The sequence below is a fragment of the Acidobacteriota bacterium genome (genome assembly GCA_030949985.1).
Taxonomy (GTDB): domain Bacteria; phylum Acidobacteriota; class Polarisedimenticolia; order J045; family J045; genus JALTMS01.
In genome coordinates this window covers 127,577-145,072 of the sequence record JAUZRX010000010.1, presented here as the reverse complement: position 1 = coordinate 145,072, position 17,496 = coordinate 127,577, and the positions used below count along the sequence as shown (strand labels likewise).

Sequence of the window (17,496 nt, the reverse complement as noted above, 5' to 3'; positions counted from 1 at the left end):
AGCGATGTTCAGATGGAATCTCCCCCGACTCCTCCCGCCCCTGGTCGTCGTGGCCGTGCTTGGGGTGGCCTGTGGACCTCAGGATCCTCTCGCGACCCTGGCCCGGGCCCGGGCGGCCCACGAGATCGAGGCCCTGTCGTGGGTCATGGGTACGCCCGAAACCGACGACCAGGGCGTCGAGCATGTTTTCGGGGTGGTTTCCCTGCGGGTGACCGATACGGGCTCGCCCCTGGCTCTCGACTGCCTGACGGTGGACGTGATCTTCAAGGCCGCGGGAGAGGACGGCGCCGAACTCGGCCGGGTCCCCGTCGAACTCGACTTGGCAGGCTTGATCGATGCAGGCGGATCGCTGGAGCTGACCCGCCGGGTGGAGTTGCCCGCCGGCACCGAGAACATCGGCCTGGCCCTGCACGCAGCCGAGGGCGAGGCCTTGCGCGCCCTGTGTGAGGCCCGGGCGATCGACGCCGGAGAGTCGTGAGCGCGGAATCCGTCGGCTCTTCCAGGGGAGAGCTCTCCCCCCTGGTCCGCACCCTCGTCCCTCCGTTGGCGGCGGGGGTGATTCGCGTGTTGCGCGCCGGCGTGCGGCTGCGTTGCCACGGCCGGGAGATCGTCGAGGAGTTCGCGGCCCGGAATCGGCGCTATGTCCATGTTTTCTGGCACGCGCACCTGCTGTTGATGGTCTACAGCTACGTGGGCCCGCAACTGGTGTTCATGATCAGCCGCCACAGGGACGGCGAGATGATCGCGCGCACGGTGGAGCGATTCGGTTACGTGCCCGCCCGCGGCTCGAGCAGCCGCGGTGGCGCGGCGGCCCTGCGGGGCATGCTGCGGCACCTGAAGCAAGGTAGCGACATCGGCTTCACCCCCGACGGCCCTCGGGGGCCGGCCCGCAAGGTGCAGCCCGGATGCGTGATCGCCGCGCGGCTGGGTCGGGTGCCGATCATTCCCGTGGCCGTGGGTTACGACCGGGCATGGCGCCTGAACTCCTGGGACCGTTTCATGATTCCCCGTCCGGGCAGCCGGGGCCTGATGGCCTACGGCGAGCCTCTCGAGATCGCCCCGGGTGAGGACCTGGAGGTCGCGGGCCGGCGGGTGGAACAGGCTCTCAATCGCCTGGAGGCCTTCGCCGCCGAGCACGCCGCCGATCCCGGTGTGGGGAGGCCGTTGTGAGCGCACCGCGGGTGATGGTGATCGCCGGCGAGGCTTCCGGCGACGCCCATGCGGCGGGGCTGGTGCGTCAGGCGCGGCTGCTCGACCCCTCCCTGCGTTTCGAGGGTACCGGCGGCGATGGGCTCGAGGCGGAGGGTGTGCGACTCTTCCACCGGGTGGAGCGGCTCTCGGTGGTGGGGATCACCGAGGTCTTCGCCCGACTGCCGGCCCTGCGGGCCGCGCTCGGGGATTTGCGCCGCCGCCTGCGGGAAAGTCCTCCGGACCTGCTGCTGCTGGTGGACTTCCCCGATTTCAACCTGATGCTCGCCCGTACGGCCCGGAGGTTGGGCGTGCCGGTGCTCTACTACATCAGCCCCCAGCTCTGGGCCTGGCGCCGGCGGCGGGTGAAGATCCTCGAGAAACTGGTGCGGCGGATGATCGTCTTCTTTCCCTTCGAGGAGAGCTTCTACCGCGACCACGGCGTGCCGGTGAGCTTCGTGGGCCACCCCCTGGCCGACGACCACCGGCATCATCCCGACGCGGCCGCCGCCCGCCGGGCCCTGGGGATCGAGCCGGAGGGCGAGGTGCTCGGCCTGCTCCCCGGCTCTCGTCCCGGGGAGTTGAGGCGTCACCTGGCGCCGATGCTGGAAGCCGGGCGGCTCCTCCGCGACCGCCGACCCCATACGCGCTTCGTGCTGCCCCTGGCCGCCGGTCTCGACGCCGAGGCCGTCACCGCCCGGGTGGCGGCTTCGGCCCTGCCGGTGAAGGTGGTGGCGGGCGATTTCGCCGCCGCGGTCGAGGCCTGTGACGGGGCGCTGGTGGCCTCGGGAACCGCCAGCCTCGAGGTGGCTGTCAGGGGCGTACCCGAGGTGGTGGTCTACCGCACCTCCTGGCTCACCGCGACGGTGGGTAGAATGGCTCTCGATATCGACCACGTCAGCCTGGTCAACCTGGTGGCCGGGCGGGAGGTGGTGCCCGAACTGTTGCAGGAAAGATTCACCGCCCGGCGGGCGGCGGCGGCGCTGCTGCCCCTGCTGGACGAGGGGCCGGCCCGGCGGGCGATGCTCGAGGGGCTGGCCGATGTGCGGCGACGCCTGGGTGAGCCGGGGGCCTACCGGCGTGCGGCCCAGGTGCTGATCGGGGAGTTACGGGCCACGACCCGCCCGGCGCGGGAGGAGCGAGACGGCAGATGATGCGTAGCATGACGGGCTACGGCAGGGCGCGGGCCGGGGCCGACGCGATGACCGCGACGGTGGAGATTCGCTCGGTCAACTCCCGCCAGCGGGAGGTGCGGTTCCGCTTGCCCCAGGTGCTGCTGGCCGGTGAGAGCCGCTGGCGCGAACAGGTGCAGGAGACGGTCGCCCGGGGCCGGGTGGACGTGATGGTGGCCCTCGAGGGCGAGCGGGCCGCCGCCAGCCGCCTGAAGCTGAACCTGGTCGTGGCCGGGGAGCTGGTGCAGGCCTGGCGCCGGCTGGAAGAGGAGTTCGATCTCGACGGCGGTCCCCGGGCCGAGGTGCTGTTGCGCCTGCCCGGTGTGCTCGAGTCGGCGACCATCGAAGAAGAGCAGGTCGAAGAGCTCTTCTCCCTGGTGGACCGGGCCCTGGTCGATGCCCTGGCGGCCTTCGACGCCAGCCGGCGCCGGGAAGGCGAGACGTTGCTGGCCGACTTGCGGCTGCGGGAGCGCGCCGTGCGCGATGCGGTGGCCCGGGTGCGGAAGCTGGCGGGCCCGGTGCCCGCAAGACTGGCCGCGGAGTTGCGGCGCCGGGTCGAAGAACTGCTCGGGGAGACCGCCGTGGACCCGGCCCGGGTGGCCCAGGAGGCGGCGCTGCTGGCCCAGCGGGCGGACGTCACCGAAGAGCTGGTGCGCCTGGCGGCTCACCTCGACCGGCTCGAGGAACTCTTCTCCGGCTCCACCGGCGAGATCGGCCGGGCGGCGGAGTTCCTCGTCCAGGAGATCCGCCGGGAGGTGAACACCATCGGCTCGAAGGCCTCCGATCCGGCCGTCGACGAGCAGGTGCTGCGCATCAAGGGCGAGCTGGAGAAGATTCGCGAGCAGGCCGCCAACCTGGAGTAGGGAGAGCGAGAACGGGATGACAGGGCGAGGTGATCTCTTCGTGGTGTCGGCCCCCTCGGGGGCGGGCAAGAGCACCCTGATCGGGGAACTCGTCGCCCGGATCGAGGGGCTGCGCTTTTCCGTCTCGTGGACGACACGGTCGCCGCGCCCGGGGGAACAGGACGGGCGGGAATATCATTTCACCGACATTCCCACCTTTCGCGAGATGATGGGACGGGGCGAGTTCCTCGAGTGGGCGGTGGTGCACGGTGAGTACTACGGCACCTCCCGGCGGCAGATCGAGGCCCTGCGCGCCGCCGGTGCGGACGTGATACTCGACATCGACGTGCAGGGCGCCGAACAGGTGCGGCGGGCCGTCGGGGATTGCCGGACGATCTTCATCTTGCCGCCGGACTTCGAGACTTTGCGTCGGCGGCTGGTCGCCCGGGGCACCGATGCGCAGGAGGTGATCGAACGGCGCCTGCGGGGAGCGCGCCAGGAACTCCTGCGCTGGCGGGACTTCGATTTTCTGGTGATCAACGACGACCTGGAGCGGGCCGCGGGAGAGCTGTGCGGCATCGTTCTCGCCGCCCGCTGCCGGCGCGAGCGCCGCGTGGAGCAGGCGTCCCGGATCGTCGATGGCTTTCCGGTGGAGGGGACCGGGGAAGGGGAAGGGTCGTGAGCCGTCGTCCCCCCCGCGTTCTCTTCGGCGTCAGCGGTGGCATCGCGGCCTACAAGGCCGCGGAACTGGTGCGGGCGCTGGTCCGGGAAGGGGCCGAAGTGAAGGTGGTGCTCACCGGCCGGGCGGCGGAATTCGTCACACCTCTGACCCTGGCCACCCTTTCGGGCAACCCGGTGGCCACCACCGAGTTTCACGAACAGCCCTCGCCGGCCATCGATCACATCGACCTGGCCCGTTGGGCCGACGTGTTGCTGGTGGCTCCGGCCACGGCCAACCTGCTGGCGCGCTTCGCCCGGGGGTTGGCCGACGATCTGCTGTCGACGATCCACCTGGCCTTCCGCGGGCCGGTGGTGCTCGCGCCCGCGATGAACCCCGGCATGTGGGAACACGAGCAGACTCGCGAGAACGTGGCCCGCCTCGAGGCCCGCGGCGTGGTGGTCGTACCGCCGGAGGAGGGGTTCGTGGCCTGCGGAGACGACGGGGCCGGACGCCTGGCGGACCTGCAGAGGATCACCGCCGAGGCGCTGATCGCCGCCCGCCGCTCCCGCTCGATGGAAGGGCGCCGGATTGTCGTCTCGGCGGGGCCGACCCGGGAGCCTGTGGATCCGGTGCGCTACCTGGGCAACCGCTCGTCGGGGAAGATGGGCTACGCGATTGCCGCCGCGGTACGGGCCCGCGGCGCGGAGGTCGTGCTGATCAGCGGACCGGTCTGCCTGCCGCCGCCGTGGGGAGTCGATCGAGTGTCCGTGGAGACGGCCTCCGAGATGCATCAGGCGGTCTTCGAGGCGGCGGCAGGGGCGGCGGCGGTGGTGATGGCCGCGGCGGTGGCCGATCACCGCCCCGCGGATCCGCCACGGGAGAAAATCAGCTTGCCCAAGGGCACGGGTTATACCCTCGAGTTGGAGGCCAACCCGGACATTCTCGCCGACCTGGCGCGGGCGCGCGCCGGGGGGCGTCTGCCGGCGGAACTGCTCCTGGTGGGCTTTGCGGCGGAAATCGGGGACGCGGTGGCCAAGGGCGTGGCCAAGCGCGAGCGCAAGGGCTGTGACCTGCTGCTGGCCAACGACGTTTCTCGTCCGGGGTCGGGTTTCGAAGTGGAGACCAACGAGGTGGCCCTGATCGGCCCGCAAGGAGGCGTCGAGCGCTGGCCGAAGATGAGCAAGCGGCAGGTGGCCGAGCACCTGGCCGACGCCATGGAAAAATGGTGGCGCCGGTGAGTGCCTCGCGTCGACAGGCTGCCGAATGGCTGCGGCTCTATCGCGACCTGGGGGTCGAGGCGGTGGCTTTGCACGGGCCTGCGGTGGCGGAGTCCGGCGGTGGCGGCGGGAGCGGCGGCGCCGCCGAGGCCCTCGAGCGCCTGCGGGAGGAGACCCTCGGCGATTGCCGGCGTTGCGCTTTGTGGAAGGGCCGGACCCGGCTGGTCTTCGGTACCGGCAACCCGGAAGCCCGCCTGGTCTTCGTCGGGGAGGGGCCCGGGGCCGACGAGGACAGGCAGGGCGAGCCCTTCGTGGGCAAGGCCGGTCGGCTCCTCGACAAGATCATCGGCGCCATGGGCCTGAGTCGCGAAGAGGTCTACATCGCCAACGTGGTCAAGTGCCGACCCCCGGAAAACCGTGCGCCTCTACCCGACGAGTCGGCGACCTGCCTGCCGTTTCTCCACGAGCAGATTCGCATCATTCAGCCGGAGGTGATCGTCACCCTGGGCCGTACGGCTCTCGAGGGCCTGCTGGGCGAGCCGGTGCGGTCGATCACCCGCGCGCGGGGCCGCTGGTTCCGTGTCAAGGGCGTACCGGTGATGGCCACCTTTCACCCCGCCTACCTGCTGCGCAACCCCGCCGCCAAGCGCCCGGTGTGGGAGGACATGCAAGAAGTGCTCGCACGCCTCGGGCTGTCACCGCCGCCGCGACAGGGCCGATGATCTTCGACCCGCCCCTCGCCGAGGCGGTGCTGCGGCGGCGCTACAAGCGCTTTCTGGCCGACCTGGAATTGCCCGCCGGCGGGATTCTGACCGTGCACGTGCCCAACACCGGAGCGATGACCCTCTGCGCCGAGCCGGGGAGCCGGGCCTGGTATTCGGTCCGCGACGATCCCCGGCGCAAGCTGCCCGGCACCCTGGAGATCGTCGAGTCCGTGGGGGCGCTGGCCGGGGTCAACACCGCGCGAACCAACGCCCTGGTGGAAGAGGCCCTCGCCACAGGGACGATTGCGGAACTGGCGGGCTACCCGCGCCGGCGTCGCGAGGTGCGCATCGGCGACAGCCGCCTCGACTTCCTGCTCGAGGGGGCCGGTCCTCCCGCCTGGGTCGAGGTGAAGAACGTCACCCTGGTCGACGGCGCCGCGGCGATCTTTCCCGACGCGGTGACCACCCGGGGACTCAAGCACATCGGGCGGTTGCGCGCGCTGGCGGGGGAGGGCGCCCGGGCGGTGTTGCTCTTCGTCGTCCAGCGGGAAGACGCCGATCATTTCCGTCCCGCCGGTGCCATCGATCCCGCCTACGCCCGTGCCCTGGCCGCGGCCCACGCCGAGGGCGTCGAGATCCTCTGCTACCAGGCCCGGGTCACACCCGGGGAGATCCGCCTGCAGCACCGGCTGCCGGTGGTCGTCGGCTGAGCCGCGGTCTGCGGCGGCGCTGGAGGCCCTTGCCGCGACCCGGCCCGCGCATTATCCCGCGTCCGTCCCCGCCGGTAGAATGGGCGGGATACGCTGGAGGGAGCCATGAGCGCCGAGCCTGTCACGTTCCGCGACGAGATCGCCCGGGGTCTGCCCGCGAGCCTTCCTGACCCGCCCCCCATCGATCCGGCCGTCGATCGGGCGCCGGCCAGGCAGCCGGGACTCGATGCCGTCGGTCGGCGCCTGGCCCTGGCCAACGCCTTGCGCTACTTCCCCCGGGCGTGGCACGAGGCTCTGGCTCCGGAATTCGCAGCGGAGTTGGAGGCGTGGGGCCACATCTACATGCATCGCTTCCGCCCCCACTACCCGATGCATGCTCGCCCCATCGGCGCCTACCCCGCCCGCTGCACCCAGGCGGCGGCGATCATGTTGATGATCCAGAACAATCTGGATCCCGCGGTGGCCCAGTTTCCCTACGAGCTGGTGACTTACGGGGGCAACGGCGCGGTGTTTCAGAACTGGGCCCAGTATCTGCTGACCATGGCCTACCTGGCCCGAATGACCGACGAGCAGACCCTGGTGCTCTACTCCGGTCACCCCCTGGGACTCTTCCCCTCCCACCCCGAGGCGCCGCGGGTGGTGGTGACCAACGGGATGGTGATTCCCCATTACTCCTCCCTCGAAGCGTTCGAACGTCTCCATGCGCTGGGGGTGACCTCCTACGGGCAGATGACGGCCGGCAGCTACATGTACATCGGCCCCCAGGGCATCGTGCACGGCACCACCATCACCCTGCTCGGTGCCGGTCGGCGCTACCTGCGTTCGGGAGAGGATGGATTGGCCGGCCGGCTCTTCGTCTCCTCGGGGCTGGGTGGGATGAGCGGCGCCCAGGCCAAGGCGGCGGTGATCGCCGGGGCGGTGGGCGTGGTGGCCGAGGTCAACCCCGCCGCCACGGCCAAGCGTCACGCGCAGGGCTGGGTGATGGAAGTCGAGGCCGATCTCGACCGCCTGCTGGCGCGCATCGAGCGAGCCCGCCGTGACCGGGAGGCGGTCTCCATCGCCTACGACGGCAACGTGGTCGATCTCTGGGAACGACTGGCGCGGGAGGGGGTGAGCGTCGATCTGGGTTCGGACCAGACCTCCCTGCACAACCCCTACTTCGGGGGGTATTACCCGGTGGGGCTGAGCCTCGAGCAGGCCCGCACGATGATGCACGACGATCCGGAGGGCTTTCGCGAGGTGGTTCACGCTTCCCTGCGGCGGCAGGTCGAGGCGATCAACACCCTGGCCGATGCGGGGATGGCTTTCTGGGACTACGGCAACGCGTTTCTGATTCGTGCGCGGGACGCCGGGGCGCGGGTGGCCGGTGAGGCGACCGAGTTCCGCTACCCCTCCTACGTGGAGGACATCATGGGGCCGGTCTGTTTCGACTACGGTTTCGGTCCCTTCCGCTGGGTCTGCACCTCGGGAGACCCCGCGGACCTCGAGCGCACCGACGCCATCGCGGCGGAGGTCATCGCGGGCCAGGCGGAGGGAGCGCCCCCGGAGATCCGCCAGCAAATGCTCGACAACCTGCGCTGGATCCGCCAGGCGGGAGCCAACCGCATGGTGGTCGGCTCTCAGGCCCGGATTCTCTACGCGGACCGGGAGGGGCGGCGGGCCATCGCCCTGGCCTTCAACGACGCCGTCGGCGACGGGCGGATCCGCGCTCCGGTGGTGCTGGGCCGGGATCACCACGACGTTTCGGGCACCGACTCCCCCTGGCGGGAGACGGCCAACATCCGCGACGGTTCCCGCTTCTGCGCCGACATGGCCGTGCAGAACGTGATCGGTGACGCCTTCCGCGGCGCGACCTGGGTCAGCCTGCACAACGGCGGCGGGGTGGGCTGGGGCGAGGCGATCAACGGTGGCTTCGGACTGGTGCTCGACGGCAGTCGCGCGGCCGGCGAGCGCGCGGCGCGCATGCTCTGCTGGGACGTGGCCAACGGCCTGGCCCGCCGGGCATGGGCCCGCAATGACGAGGCGGTGTTCGCGGCGCGGCGGGCGATGGAGGACGAGCCGCGGATGACGATCACCTTGCCGGAAGCCGCGGACGACGATCTGATCGCCCGGGCGCTGGACGCCGCCGGCCGGCAGGAGTGATGGGGGAGCGGGTGCGGCTCCGCGGGGAGGACCGGGAGGGCGAGGCCGCCGCGGTCCGTTCCGCTTCCCGCTGCCTTGGAGGGGGGCTGCCGTGAGTCGCGCCGCCCCCCTGCTGGCGCAGGTGGCCGTACCCGCACCGCTGCCCGAACCCTTGACCTACCGGGTGCCCGAGGTCCTGGCGGGCCGGGTGGGACCGGGCGTGCGGGTGCGGGTGCCTCTCGGTCGCCGGCAGGTGGTGGGTGTGGTGATGGGTATGGCCACCCGCCCGCCGGAGGGTGTCCGCCTGCGGGAGATTCTCGAGGCTCTCGACGAGGTGGACCGGCCGGCGCTGCCTGCGGACCTGCTGGCCACCGTGGAGTACGCCGCGCGCTACTACCTGGCGCCTCCGGGCGAGGTGGTGCGCGCCGCGCTGCCCGCGGCCGTGGCTCCCGGTCGCGGAGCGCCCCCGCGACGCAAGCTGCTCGTTCCGGCCGGGGAGGTGGCGGCCGACCCCCAGGCGGCTCTCGACAGGCTCGCTCGCACCCCCGCGCGCCGCAAGCTGCTGGCCGAGGCCCTGGCCGGTCCGCCCCGCACGGCCGCCGCACTGGCCCGGGCGGCGGGTGTCGGGGCCGCGGCGGCCACCGCGTTGCTGCGGGCCGGAGTCCTCACCGCCCAGATGGAATCGGTACCGGTCCCGCCCCCGCCGCCGGTGGATTTCCCCGTCAAGCCGCCTCCTCACCTGTCCGAGGCGCAGGCTCGCGCCGTGGATGCCTTCTGCGGCTGGCTCGAGCCTCGTCGTTACCAGGCCGGAGTGCTCTACGGCGTGACCGGATCGGGCAAGACCGAGGTCTATCTGCGGGTGGCCGAGCGCTGCCTGGCACTGGGCCGCCCGGTGCTCTTCCTCGTGCCCGAAATCGCGTTGGCTCCCGGGCTGAGCCGGGCCCTGGCCGGGCGCTTCGGCGAGGGCCTGGCCGTGCTGCACTCGGGCCTGTCCGACCGCCAGCGCCACGAGGCCTGGCAGCGCTGCCGCCAGGGGCGAACGCGCATCGTCGTCGGGGCCCGCTCGGCCCTCTTCGCGCCCCTCGTGCGCCCGGGACTGATCGTCGTCGACGAGGAACACGACGGGGGTTACAAGCAGGAGGAATCCCCCCGCTACCACGCCCGTGATCTGGCCCTGGTGCGGGGCCGGGAGGCGGAGGCCGTGGTGTTGCTGGGCTCGGCCACGCCTTCGCTGGAGGCCTGGGTGCTCTGCGAGCGGGGCAAGGCCGAGCTGCATCGGCTGCCCGAACGGGTGGGAGGAGCGAGCCTGGCGGAGGTCGAGATCGTCGACATGCGCAAGGAATTCGCCCGGGCGGGAGAAGATCGCCCCCTGTCGGCGCGCCTGGCCGAGGCGCTGGAAGCCACCCTGGCCCGGGGAGAGCAGGCGATGATCCTGCTCAACCGGCGGGGCTACACCCGGGTGCTGCACTGCCGGGCCTGCGGGCAGGGGGTGGGCTGTCCGGCCTGCTCGATCTCCCTGACCTGGCACCAGGTCGGCGCGCGCCTGCGCTGCCACTATTGCGGCTACAACGCGCCGCGGCCCGCGGCCTGTCCCACCTGCGCCTCGCCCCACCTGGCGGACGTGGGCTACGGCACCCAGCGGGCCGAAGAGGCGGTGCGGGAGGTGGTGCCCGAGGCCCGGGTGGATCGTCTGGACCGGGACGTGGCCCGCTCCCCGCGGCGGCTGGGAGAGTTGCTCGGCCGCTTCGCCCGGGGCGAGATCGACGTGCTGGTGGGGACCCAGATGATCGCCAAGGGGCACGACTTCCACCGGGTGACCCTGGTGGGGGTGCTTTCCGCCGACATGACCCTCGAGATGCCCGACTTCCGTGCCGGCGAGCGCACCTTTCAGCTGCTGACCCAGGTGGCGGGTCGCTCCGGCCGGGGCGAGCGGCCGGGCAAGGTGGTGGTGCAGGCCTTTCGCCCGGCGCATCCCGTGCTCGCCGCCGCCGCCCGCCAGGACTACGACACCTTCGTCAAGCGGGAGTGGCACGCCCGGCGCACCCAGCACTATCCCCCCGACTCGGCTCTGGCCAACCTGATCGTGCGCGACGAGGACCAGGCCCTGGCCCTCGAACGGGCGGGCTCGCTGGCCGCCCGTTTGCGGGAGGCGGGGGAGGGGAGGGTGGCCGTGGTCGGCCCGGGCATCGCGCCGCTGGCGCGTCTGCGAGGCTTGTGGCGGGTGCAGATCCTCGCCCGGGCCCGCAAGCGCTCCCGCCTGGCCACGGCCCTCGCCCGCGCCGTCGCCCCCCTGCGCCGGGGGGACGGCGCCCTGCCGCGTTGGCTGATGCTCGACGTGGATCCCCAGCAGTTACTGTAGGTTTGCAGGTCCGGGAAGGTGTCGCTCCCGCTTCCTTCGGTCCGGCTCGGACGCGAGGTTAGGTTTGACGACCGGCCGCCCCGGGTGGGGCTGCGGCAAGGTGGAAAAGGGAGCGAGGCGTGCTGCCGTCGGAGCGAGTCGAGGGGGCCTTTCCAGCGGTGATCCGGCATCGCGGCGAGCACTACCTGTGCGCGGGCCGGGTCGTCGAGGCCCGAGGTTGGGAGCAGGGGCTGTTGGGCGTCGTCGAGGGCAGCGGGGGACGCGGGTACATGGTCGGGTTGCGTTGCCTCGCCGGCGGAAACCGGCTTCTGGTCAGTTGCGAGTGTCCCTATGGTCTGTCGGGCAGGCTGTGCAAGCATGCCTGGGCTCTCCTGCGGGAGGGAGAAAGCGGGGCGGCGCTGGAGCGTCTGCGCGACGGTTGCAAGGTGCAGGTCGCCGGTCCCGCCGATGTCTATCCTCCCCGGGGGGCTCGTCTGTTCTCCCTCGGAGAGGACACGCGGAGCGGGCCCGAGCGAACCTGGCAACAGGCCCTCGCCGAGCTCGAGCCGGAGCCCGCCGACGGCTTGCCGGTGGTCGACGCCGAGGTGGTCGTGCCACCGGCTCGGGAAGAACTGGTCTATCTGCTCGACCGGGAGCCGGGCCAGCGGCTGGCCGGCGACGTGAAGGTGCATCTGCGTCTCCGCCGGCAACTCAAGGGTGGGCGTTGGGGCAAGCTCAGGCCCGCCATCTTGCAGCGAAGCCACCTGTCGAAGCTGCCCCGGGCCGATCGCCGGGCACTCACCCTTCTCTGGGGTGGCGGGTTGAGTGTCGAGCCCGGCAAGCGCTGGTTCATGGGCCAACCGGACTCCGACGCCGTGCCGGAAATGTGGCTGGTCGGAGAAACGGCGGTCCCCGATGTGCTCGAAGCCCTGTGCGCCACCGGACGGCTGCGCCTGCTCGACGGCGATCGGGGAGAGGTGGGAGAGCCCCTGAGCTGGGATGCGGGGCCGCCATGGGAATTCCATGTCGAAGTCAGGAGGCGGGAAGGCGGCGGCGCCGAGATCGGCGGAACGCTGGTCCGGGATGACCAGCGTCGCGATCCGGAGAGTATCGGCCTGCTCTTCCGTGACGGTTTGCTGCTGCTGGACGATGCCATCGCCCGCTACGAGGATCATGCCGCCCAGCTCTGGTTGGTGGCCATGATCACCGGTAGCGGCATGCCGGTGATACCCGAGGAAGAGGTGGCATGCTTCACCCGGGAATTGGTCGGCAGACCGGGGCGCCCCCCGGTGGCCCTGCCCGAAGACCTGGCCTGGGAGAAACGCAGCGTGTCGATGCATCCGCGGCTGTCCGTGCGCGCCCCGCTCGAATCGCGGCGCAAGCGCCTGTCGGTGCCTTTGCAGGTCTTTTTCGAGTATGGCGACCGGCCGATCCTGGCCGGAACGCCCGGCCGGGAAGTGCCCTTGCCCGGTTCCCGGCAGATCCTGATGCGCGACCCGGCGGCGGAGCGCCGGGCTCTGCGGCGCCTGGCGACACTGGGTTACCGGCCGATGGTCGATCAGGAGCGCGGCGTGGGCACCGGCACCGTGGACGATCGCCTGCTGGCGCCGATGATCGCCGCCCTGCTCGAGGAGAGGTGGCTGGTCGAAGCCCAGGGCAAGCGATATCGCCATGCGGGCAACGGCTCCCTGCGGGTGTCTTCGGGAATCGACTGGTTCGAGGTGCGGGGTGAGGTGGAATTCGATGATCAGTCCGCCAGCCTGCCGGCTCTCATCGCGGCCCTCGCCGAAGGCAGTCCCGCCGTGCGCCTCGGCGATGGCAGCTACGGCATCCTGCCGAGCCAGTGGCTCGAGCAGTGGCGGCCTCTGGTCGGCTTGGGCCGGGTCGAAGGGGAGATCCTGCGTTTTTCCCGCACCCAGGTGGCTCTGCTCGACGCGCTGCTGGCGGCCCAGCCCCGGGTCGAGGTGGATCGCGTCTTCGACCAGGCCCGCCGACGGCTGCGTCGTTTTGCGGGTATCCCACCCCATCCCGAACCGCGGACCTTCGAGGGGGAGTTGCGTGACTACCAGCGCGAGGGGCTGGGCTGGATGCTCTTCCTGCAGCACTTCGGTTTCGGGGGGTGCCTGGCCGACGACATGGGCCTGGGCAAGACGGTCCAGGTGCTGGCCCTGCTGGAGAAGCTGCGTACGGCCCGCGGCCGCGGGGCCCGGCGTCCTTCCCTGGTGGTGGTGCCCCGCACGCTGATCTTCAACTGGAAGCAGGAGGCGGCGCGCTTCGCCCCCCGGCTGAAGGTGCTCGAGCATACGGGCCCCGATCGAGGGCGGTCTCCCGGCGATCTGGCCGGCGCGCACCTGGTGCTCACCACCTACGGTACCTTGAGGCGGGACATCCCCTGGCTCAAGGATCTGCGTTTCGAGATGGCGATTCTCGACGAGGCCCAGGCGATCAAGAACCCTCACACCGCGTCCGCCAAGGCCGCCCGCCTGCTCCAGGCCGATCATCGCCTGGCTCTCTCGGGAACTCCCATCGAAAACCACCTCGGCGAGCTGTGGAGCCTGTTCGAGTTTCTCAATCCCGGCATGCTCGGAGCCAGCTCCGCCTTTCGCGCCTGGGTTTCCGGGAGCGGCGACGGTGACGAGGGCGATCGAGAGACCCTCCGCCGGGCCATCGCGCCGTTCATCCTGCGCCGCACCAAGGAGCAGGTGGCGCGGGAATTGCCTCCCCGGCGGGAGCAGACGATCTACTGCGAGATGTCCGGGCGCCAGCAGAGCCTCTACGACGAGCTGGCGGCGTATTACCGCAACTCCCTGGCCGGCCGTATCGAGACCAGGGGCCTCGAGCGCTCGAAGATTCAAGTCCTCGAGGCCCTGCTGCGCCTGCGGCAGGCGGCCTGCCACCCGGGGCTGGTGGACCGGGCCCGGCGGAACGTGCCCTCAGGCAAGATCGAGGTGCTGCTCGCCCGCTTGGAGGAACTCAGTGCGGAAGGACACAAGTCGCTGGTCTTCTCCCAGTTCACCTCCCTGCTGGCCATGGTGCGCAAGCAGCTCGACGAGCGAGGCGTCGGTTACACCTATCTCGATGGGCGAACCCGCAAACGGGAAGAGAAAGTGCGTGTCTTTCAGGAAGACGCGTCCTGCCCCGTGTTTCTGATCAGCCTCAAGGCCGGCGGCCTGGGCCTCAACCTGACGGCGGCGGAGTCCGTCTTCCTGCTCGACCCCTGGTGGAATCCCGCGGTCGAGGCCCAAGCCATCGATCGTACCCACCGTATCGGCCAGACCCGGCCGGTCTTCGCCTATCGACTGATCTCACGCGGTTCGGTGGAAGAGAAGGTGCTCGCCCTGCAGGACAGCAAGCGCGAACTGGCCGAGTCGATCATCCGCGCCGACGACGGTTTGCTGCGCCGCCTGACGGCCGAAGATCTGAACTATCTTCTGTCGTGATTCACGATTTTCTCCCGCCGTCCGCCCCGGCCAGCGTCTGCGTCGATCGTCCGCGCTTTCCGTCAGACCGGACTGGTGTTGGATTCTCGCTGGGCGATCCGGCGCGCGCATGTCTCCAGGACAATCTTGAGAGTTTCGGCTCGCACGGGCTTGGTGATGTATTCGTCCATGCCCGCCGCCAGGCACTCGGCGCGGTCCTGATCCATCGCTCCTGCCGTCATCGCGACAATCAGCGGCCTGCTTCCCGGCGGCCACTTGGCGCAGATCAGCCGGGTGGCCTCGAGTCCATCCATCTCCGGCATGCGGACGTCCATCAGGATGACGTCGTACGAACGTCGATCCAGCGCCTCGATCGCCTCCACGCCGTTGGCCGCCACATCCGCCCGCAGGCCCATCTTCTCCAGCATGCGGAGAGCGACCTTCTGATTGACCGGATTGTCTTCGACCAGGAGAATCCTGAGCTTCAGCTTCTCCCCGAGGCGATGATCCACCTCGAGTCCGCCGGGCTGGGGCGAGGCGGCGGGATCGCGGTGGGCGATCACCTGGGTCAAGACCCGCTTGAGGACCGCGGCTTTGACCGGCTTGGGCATGATGGCCGAGAATCTCGAGGCCATCGCGGCATCCGGCCGGCCGCCAATCGAAGAAAGCATGATCAGGGGCATGTCCTTCGCCAGGGGTTCGGATGCCATGGCCCCGGCCAGCATCCATCCGTCCATCCCAGGCATCTGCATGTCGATAATCGCCAGGTCGAAGACTTCTCCGTTGCGAATCCACTCGAGAGCTTGAGGACCTGAACATGCCGCCCTGGGAATCATCTCCCACTTCTTCGTCTGCAAAACGAGGATCCGGCGTGCCGTGGCGTTGTCATCCACGATCAGCAGCCGCTTGCCGGAGAGCTCGGCGGCCGCATCCACGCCGGCGGCGTGCGGCCTTTGGCTGGCGGCCTCGCCACGGATCGTGAAGTGAAAAGTCGATCCACGGCCCGGCGTGCTTTCCGCCCATAGCCTGCCGCCCATCATCTCGCTCAGCCGCCGGCTGATGGACAGGCCCAGGCCGGTGCCGCCGTAACGCCTGGTCGTCGAGGCATCGGCCTGGGTGAAGGCGTCGAATAGCGACTCCAGTCGATCGGGCGGGATTCCGATCCCGGTGTCCCGCACAGAGAAGTGTACGATGCAGGGTGTACCGGCCTGGCTGCCGGCGTCCTCTTCGCCTTCCACGGAAGCCGAGACCTCGATGACGACTTCTCCCCGGTCGGTGAACTTGATAGCGTTGCTGAGCAGGTTGACCAGGATCTGGCGCAGCCGTGCCGCGTCTCCGACAAGAGCGTCGGGTACGGTAGGGTCGATGAAGTAGGCCAGTTCGAGTTCTTTGCCCGCGGTGGCGGGAACGACCAGGTCGAGAGACTCCTCCACGAGGGTTTGGACATCGAAGGGGTGGACTTCGAAGTCCAGCTTGCCCGACTCGATCTTGGAGAAATCGAGGATGTCGTTGATCAGGTGCAGCAAGACCTCCGCGCTGTTCCGGGTCGTCTCCACGTACTCTCGTTGTTCGTCGGAGAGTTCGGTGTCGGCAAGCAGGCTGGTCATGCCGATGACGGCATTGAGCGGGGTGCGGATCTCGTGGCTCATGTTGGCCAGGAACTCCCCCTTGGCGCGCGCAGCCGCTTCAGCTTCTTCCCTTGCTTTCTCGAGGGACTGAGTCGCTCGCTCGAGTCCCGCTGCGTGATCGGCGAGTTTTTTCATCAACACCCGCTGTCGATGAGCGAAGCCGGCCACCAGGAAGAGCATCGCCGAGGAGGCGCCGAGAATCATCCAGAGGGCCATTCTCTTCAGCGTTGTCACGTGGCCCAGCAGATCGGCGCTCCGGGCGCCGACCGCGACGTACCACCGCGGACCCTGGACGCCATCGGGCAGTGGAACTTCCGCCGACCGGATGCGGATCTCGCCGTGGTCGGGGTGAGTGAGGATGTTGTCACCGAGCGGCACCTCCCGGCCCAGGTCCGGTCCGTGCTGGACGACCAGCTTGCCGGAAGAGTCGGCGAGGGCGACCCACCACTGCTCCTCGACTTCGAGGAAGGCGTCCATCGAAACCGTCGCCTGGAGGCAACCGATTCGTTCTCGCCGGTCGAAGACCCACGACACGGGAATGGTGAGCCGGATGTTGTGGCCGGGCGGAGCTGCCGGCTGAAGAACGGCTTCGGAGGCGGAACAGGGATCTGTATCGCTCTTGGTCGTTTCGGCAGGCTGGTCGAGCGATCCGGACCAGGCGATGAGTTGTCCGTCGAGACGACGACACGTCAGATCGATGACGTACGGGGAGCGACGCAGTGCCGTGTCGAGGAGGTCCGCTATCTGTCGATCCACGTCCAGATCCAGGATGCGAATCATTCCCGGTTGGCGGGCGAGCATTTGGAGATCATCGACGAGGCTGGTGATGGCCCTCCGGGTCGTGTTCCTGGCGGCGCGCAATTCCCGTTCCAGTTGCCGTTCGGCGCGCTGCCGCAGGATGACCGCGCTCTGCTGGTAGATCAGGTAGGTGGCCGTCGTCACGATCGCAAGGATCAGGACACAGAGCAGGATCACCGGCCCCAGGCCTGGCAAGGAGCCGTCTCTACGGCGCATCGCGGGACACCTCGAGAAGGTGGATCACCTTCAGCGACGCGTCGATATCGGCTTCGTAGAGATAGCCGATGCCACCCTTGACGCGGCGGAGATAGCTCTTGAGGAGAGTTGTGCTGTGGCAGATCGCAGGACCTTTCAGGCCCCTGGTGAGCTTCAGGTTCAACCAGTACTCGGCAAGACGCTCGGGGCTCTTTCGAAGGACCAGGCTGGAGAACTGCCTGCGTATCGGGTGGTCGCTCGCCCATTCGAAGACGGTGATCATCCAGCCGTTTTTCCACTTGATCTTCTGCCGCAGGAAAATGCGTTCGAGTTGGGCGGGGTCGAGACTGTCGACGGGATTCAGGGGGTTGACCACCACCGCGATACGTACCGGCCCGTCGGTTCCGGTCGATGCGTCGTCCTCGGCGCGCGCCGCCGGCGTGGCGACGGTGACGGCGCAGGCGAGCAGGCAGAGGGCGAGCGATCGGGTCCGCATGAGCAAC

General features: G+C 69.9%; 13 protein-coding genes. 11 read left to right on the top strand and 2 right to left on the bottom strand.

What is annotated here, in order from left to right:
- The first annotated feature begins 4 nt into the window (after window positions 1–4).
- From Q9Q40_01965 to Q9Q40_01915, 11 genes are all read left to right on the top strand, one after another.
- Window positions 5–478, top strand: coding sequence for a hypothetical protein (locus tag Q9Q40_01965; protein ID MDQ7005976.1), 474 nt, complete (start codon window positions 5–7; stop codon window positions 476–478).
- The gene (locus Q9Q40_01960; protein ID MDQ7005975.1) at window positions 475–1,170 is read left to right on the top strand and encodes a lysophospholipid acyltransferase family protein; all 696 of its coding nucleotides are present in this window, start codon (window positions 475–477) and stop codon (window positions 1,168–1,170) included. The genes Q9Q40_01965 and Q9Q40_01960 overlap by 4 nt, the downstream gene beginning before the upstream one ends.
- Window positions 1,167–2,342: a lipid-A-disaccharide synthase gene (lpxB, locus tag Q9Q40_01955; GenBank protein MDQ7005974.1), complete on the top strand. Its 1,176-nt coding sequence runs from the start codon at window positions 1,167–1,169 to the stop codon at window positions 2,340–2,342. The genes Q9Q40_01960 and lpxB overlap by 4 nt, the downstream gene beginning before the upstream one ends.
- Window positions 2,339–3,223, top strand: coding sequence for a YicC/YloC family endoribonuclease (locus Q9Q40_01950; protein ID MDQ7005973.1), 885 nt, complete (start codon window positions 2,339–2,341; stop codon window positions 3,221–3,223). Before lpxB ends, Q9Q40_01950 begins: the two co-directional genes overlap by 4 nt.
- Window positions 3,224–3,239: 16 nt before the next feature.
- A complete protein-coding gene (gmk, locus tag Q9Q40_01945) occupies window positions 3,240–3,884 on the top strand; it encodes a guanylate kinase (GenBank protein ID MDQ7005972.1) in 645 nt (214 codons plus the stop codon).
- Window positions 3,881–5,101 carry a bifunctional phosphopantothenoylcysteine decarboxylase/phosphopantothenate--cysteine ligase CoaBC gene (coaBC, locus tag Q9Q40_01940; GenBank protein ID MDQ7005971.1) on the top strand — a complete coding sequence of 407 codons (1,221 nt, stop codon included), beginning with the start codon at window positions 3,881–3,883 and terminating at the stop codon, window positions 5,099–5,101. Before gmk ends, coaBC begins: the two co-directional genes overlap by 4 nt.
- On the top strand, window positions 5,098–5,802 hold the full coding sequence (locus tag Q9Q40_01935; GenBank protein ID MDQ7005970.1) for a uracil-DNA glycosylase: 705 nt from the start codon (window positions 5,098–5,100) through the stop codon (window positions 5,800–5,802). The genes coaBC and Q9Q40_01935 overlap by 4 nt, the downstream gene beginning before the upstream one ends.
- Window positions 5,799–6,494: a DNA/RNA nuclease SfsA gene (gene sfsA, locus Q9Q40_01930; protein MDQ7005969.1), complete on the top strand. Its 696-nt coding sequence runs from the start codon at window positions 5,799–5,801 to the stop codon at window positions 6,492–6,494. Before Q9Q40_01935 ends, sfsA begins: the two co-directional genes overlap by 4 nt.
- A gap of 105 nt (window positions 6,495–6,599) precedes the next feature.
- On the top strand, window positions 6,600–8,636 hold the full coding sequence (locus Q9Q40_01925) for a urocanate hydratase (GenBank protein ID MDQ7005968.1): 2,037 nt from the start codon (window positions 6,600–6,602) through the stop codon (window positions 8,634–8,636).
- A 91-nt stretch (window positions 8,637–8,727) separates the two neighbouring features.
- On the top strand, window positions 8,728–10,974 hold the full coding sequence (gene priA, locus Q9Q40_01920) for a primosomal protein N' (protein ID MDQ7005967.1): 2,247 nt from the start codon (window positions 8,728–8,730) through the stop codon (window positions 10,972–10,974).
- Between the two features lie 119 nt (window positions 10,975–11,093).
- The gene (locus tag Q9Q40_01915) at window positions 11,094–14,393 is read left to right on the top strand and encodes a DEAD/DEAH box helicase (GenBank protein MDQ7005966.1); all 3,300 of its coding nucleotides are present in this window, start codon (window positions 11,094–11,096) and stop codon (window positions 14,391–14,393) included.
- Window positions 14,394–14,455: 62 nt separating this feature from the next.
- On the opposite strand, the gene Q9Q40_01910 is transcribed toward Q9Q40_01915, so the two are convergent.
- Entirely contained in the window at window positions 14,456–17,014 is a 2,559-nt protein-coding gene (locus Q9Q40_01910) for a response regulator (GenBank protein ID MDQ7005965.1), read from the bottom strand.
- Entirely contained in the window at window positions 17,004–17,489 is a 486-nt protein-coding gene (locus tag Q9Q40_01905; GenBank protein ID MDQ7005964.1) for a hypothetical protein, read from the bottom strand. Before Q9Q40_01905 ends, Q9Q40_01910 begins: the two co-directional genes overlap by 11 nt.
- Between the last annotated feature and the right edge of the window lie 7 nt (window positions 17,490–17,496).

Coding starts and splice junctions, on each gene's coding strand:
- Q9Q40_01965 (MDQ7005976.1), top strand. CDS start 5: ATGTTCAGATGGAATCTCCCCCGACTCCTCCCGCCCCTGGTCGTCGTG.
- Q9Q40_01905 (MDQ7005964.1), bottom strand. CDS start 17,489: ATGCGGACCCGATCGCTCGCCCTCTGCCTGCTCGCCTGCGCCGTCACC.
- Q9Q40_01950 (MDQ7005973.1), top strand. CDS start 2,339: ATGATGCGTAGCATGACGGGCTACGGCAGGGCGCGGGCCGGGGCCGAC.
- gmk (MDQ7005972.1), top strand. CDS start 3,240: ATGACAGGGCGAGGTGATCTCTTCGTGGTGTCGGCCCCCTCGGGGGCG.
- Q9Q40_01910 (MDQ7005965.1), bottom strand. CDS start 17,014: ATGCGCCGTAGAGACGGCTCCTTGCCAGGCCTGGGGCCGGTGATCCTG.
- sfsA (MDQ7005969.1), top strand. CDS start 5,799: ATGATCTTCGACCCGCCCCTCGCCGAGGCGGTGCTGCGGCGGCGCTAC.
- Q9Q40_01925 (MDQ7005968.1), top strand. CDS start 6,600: ATGAGCGCCGAGCCTGTCACGTTCCGCGACGAGATCGCCCGGGGTCTG.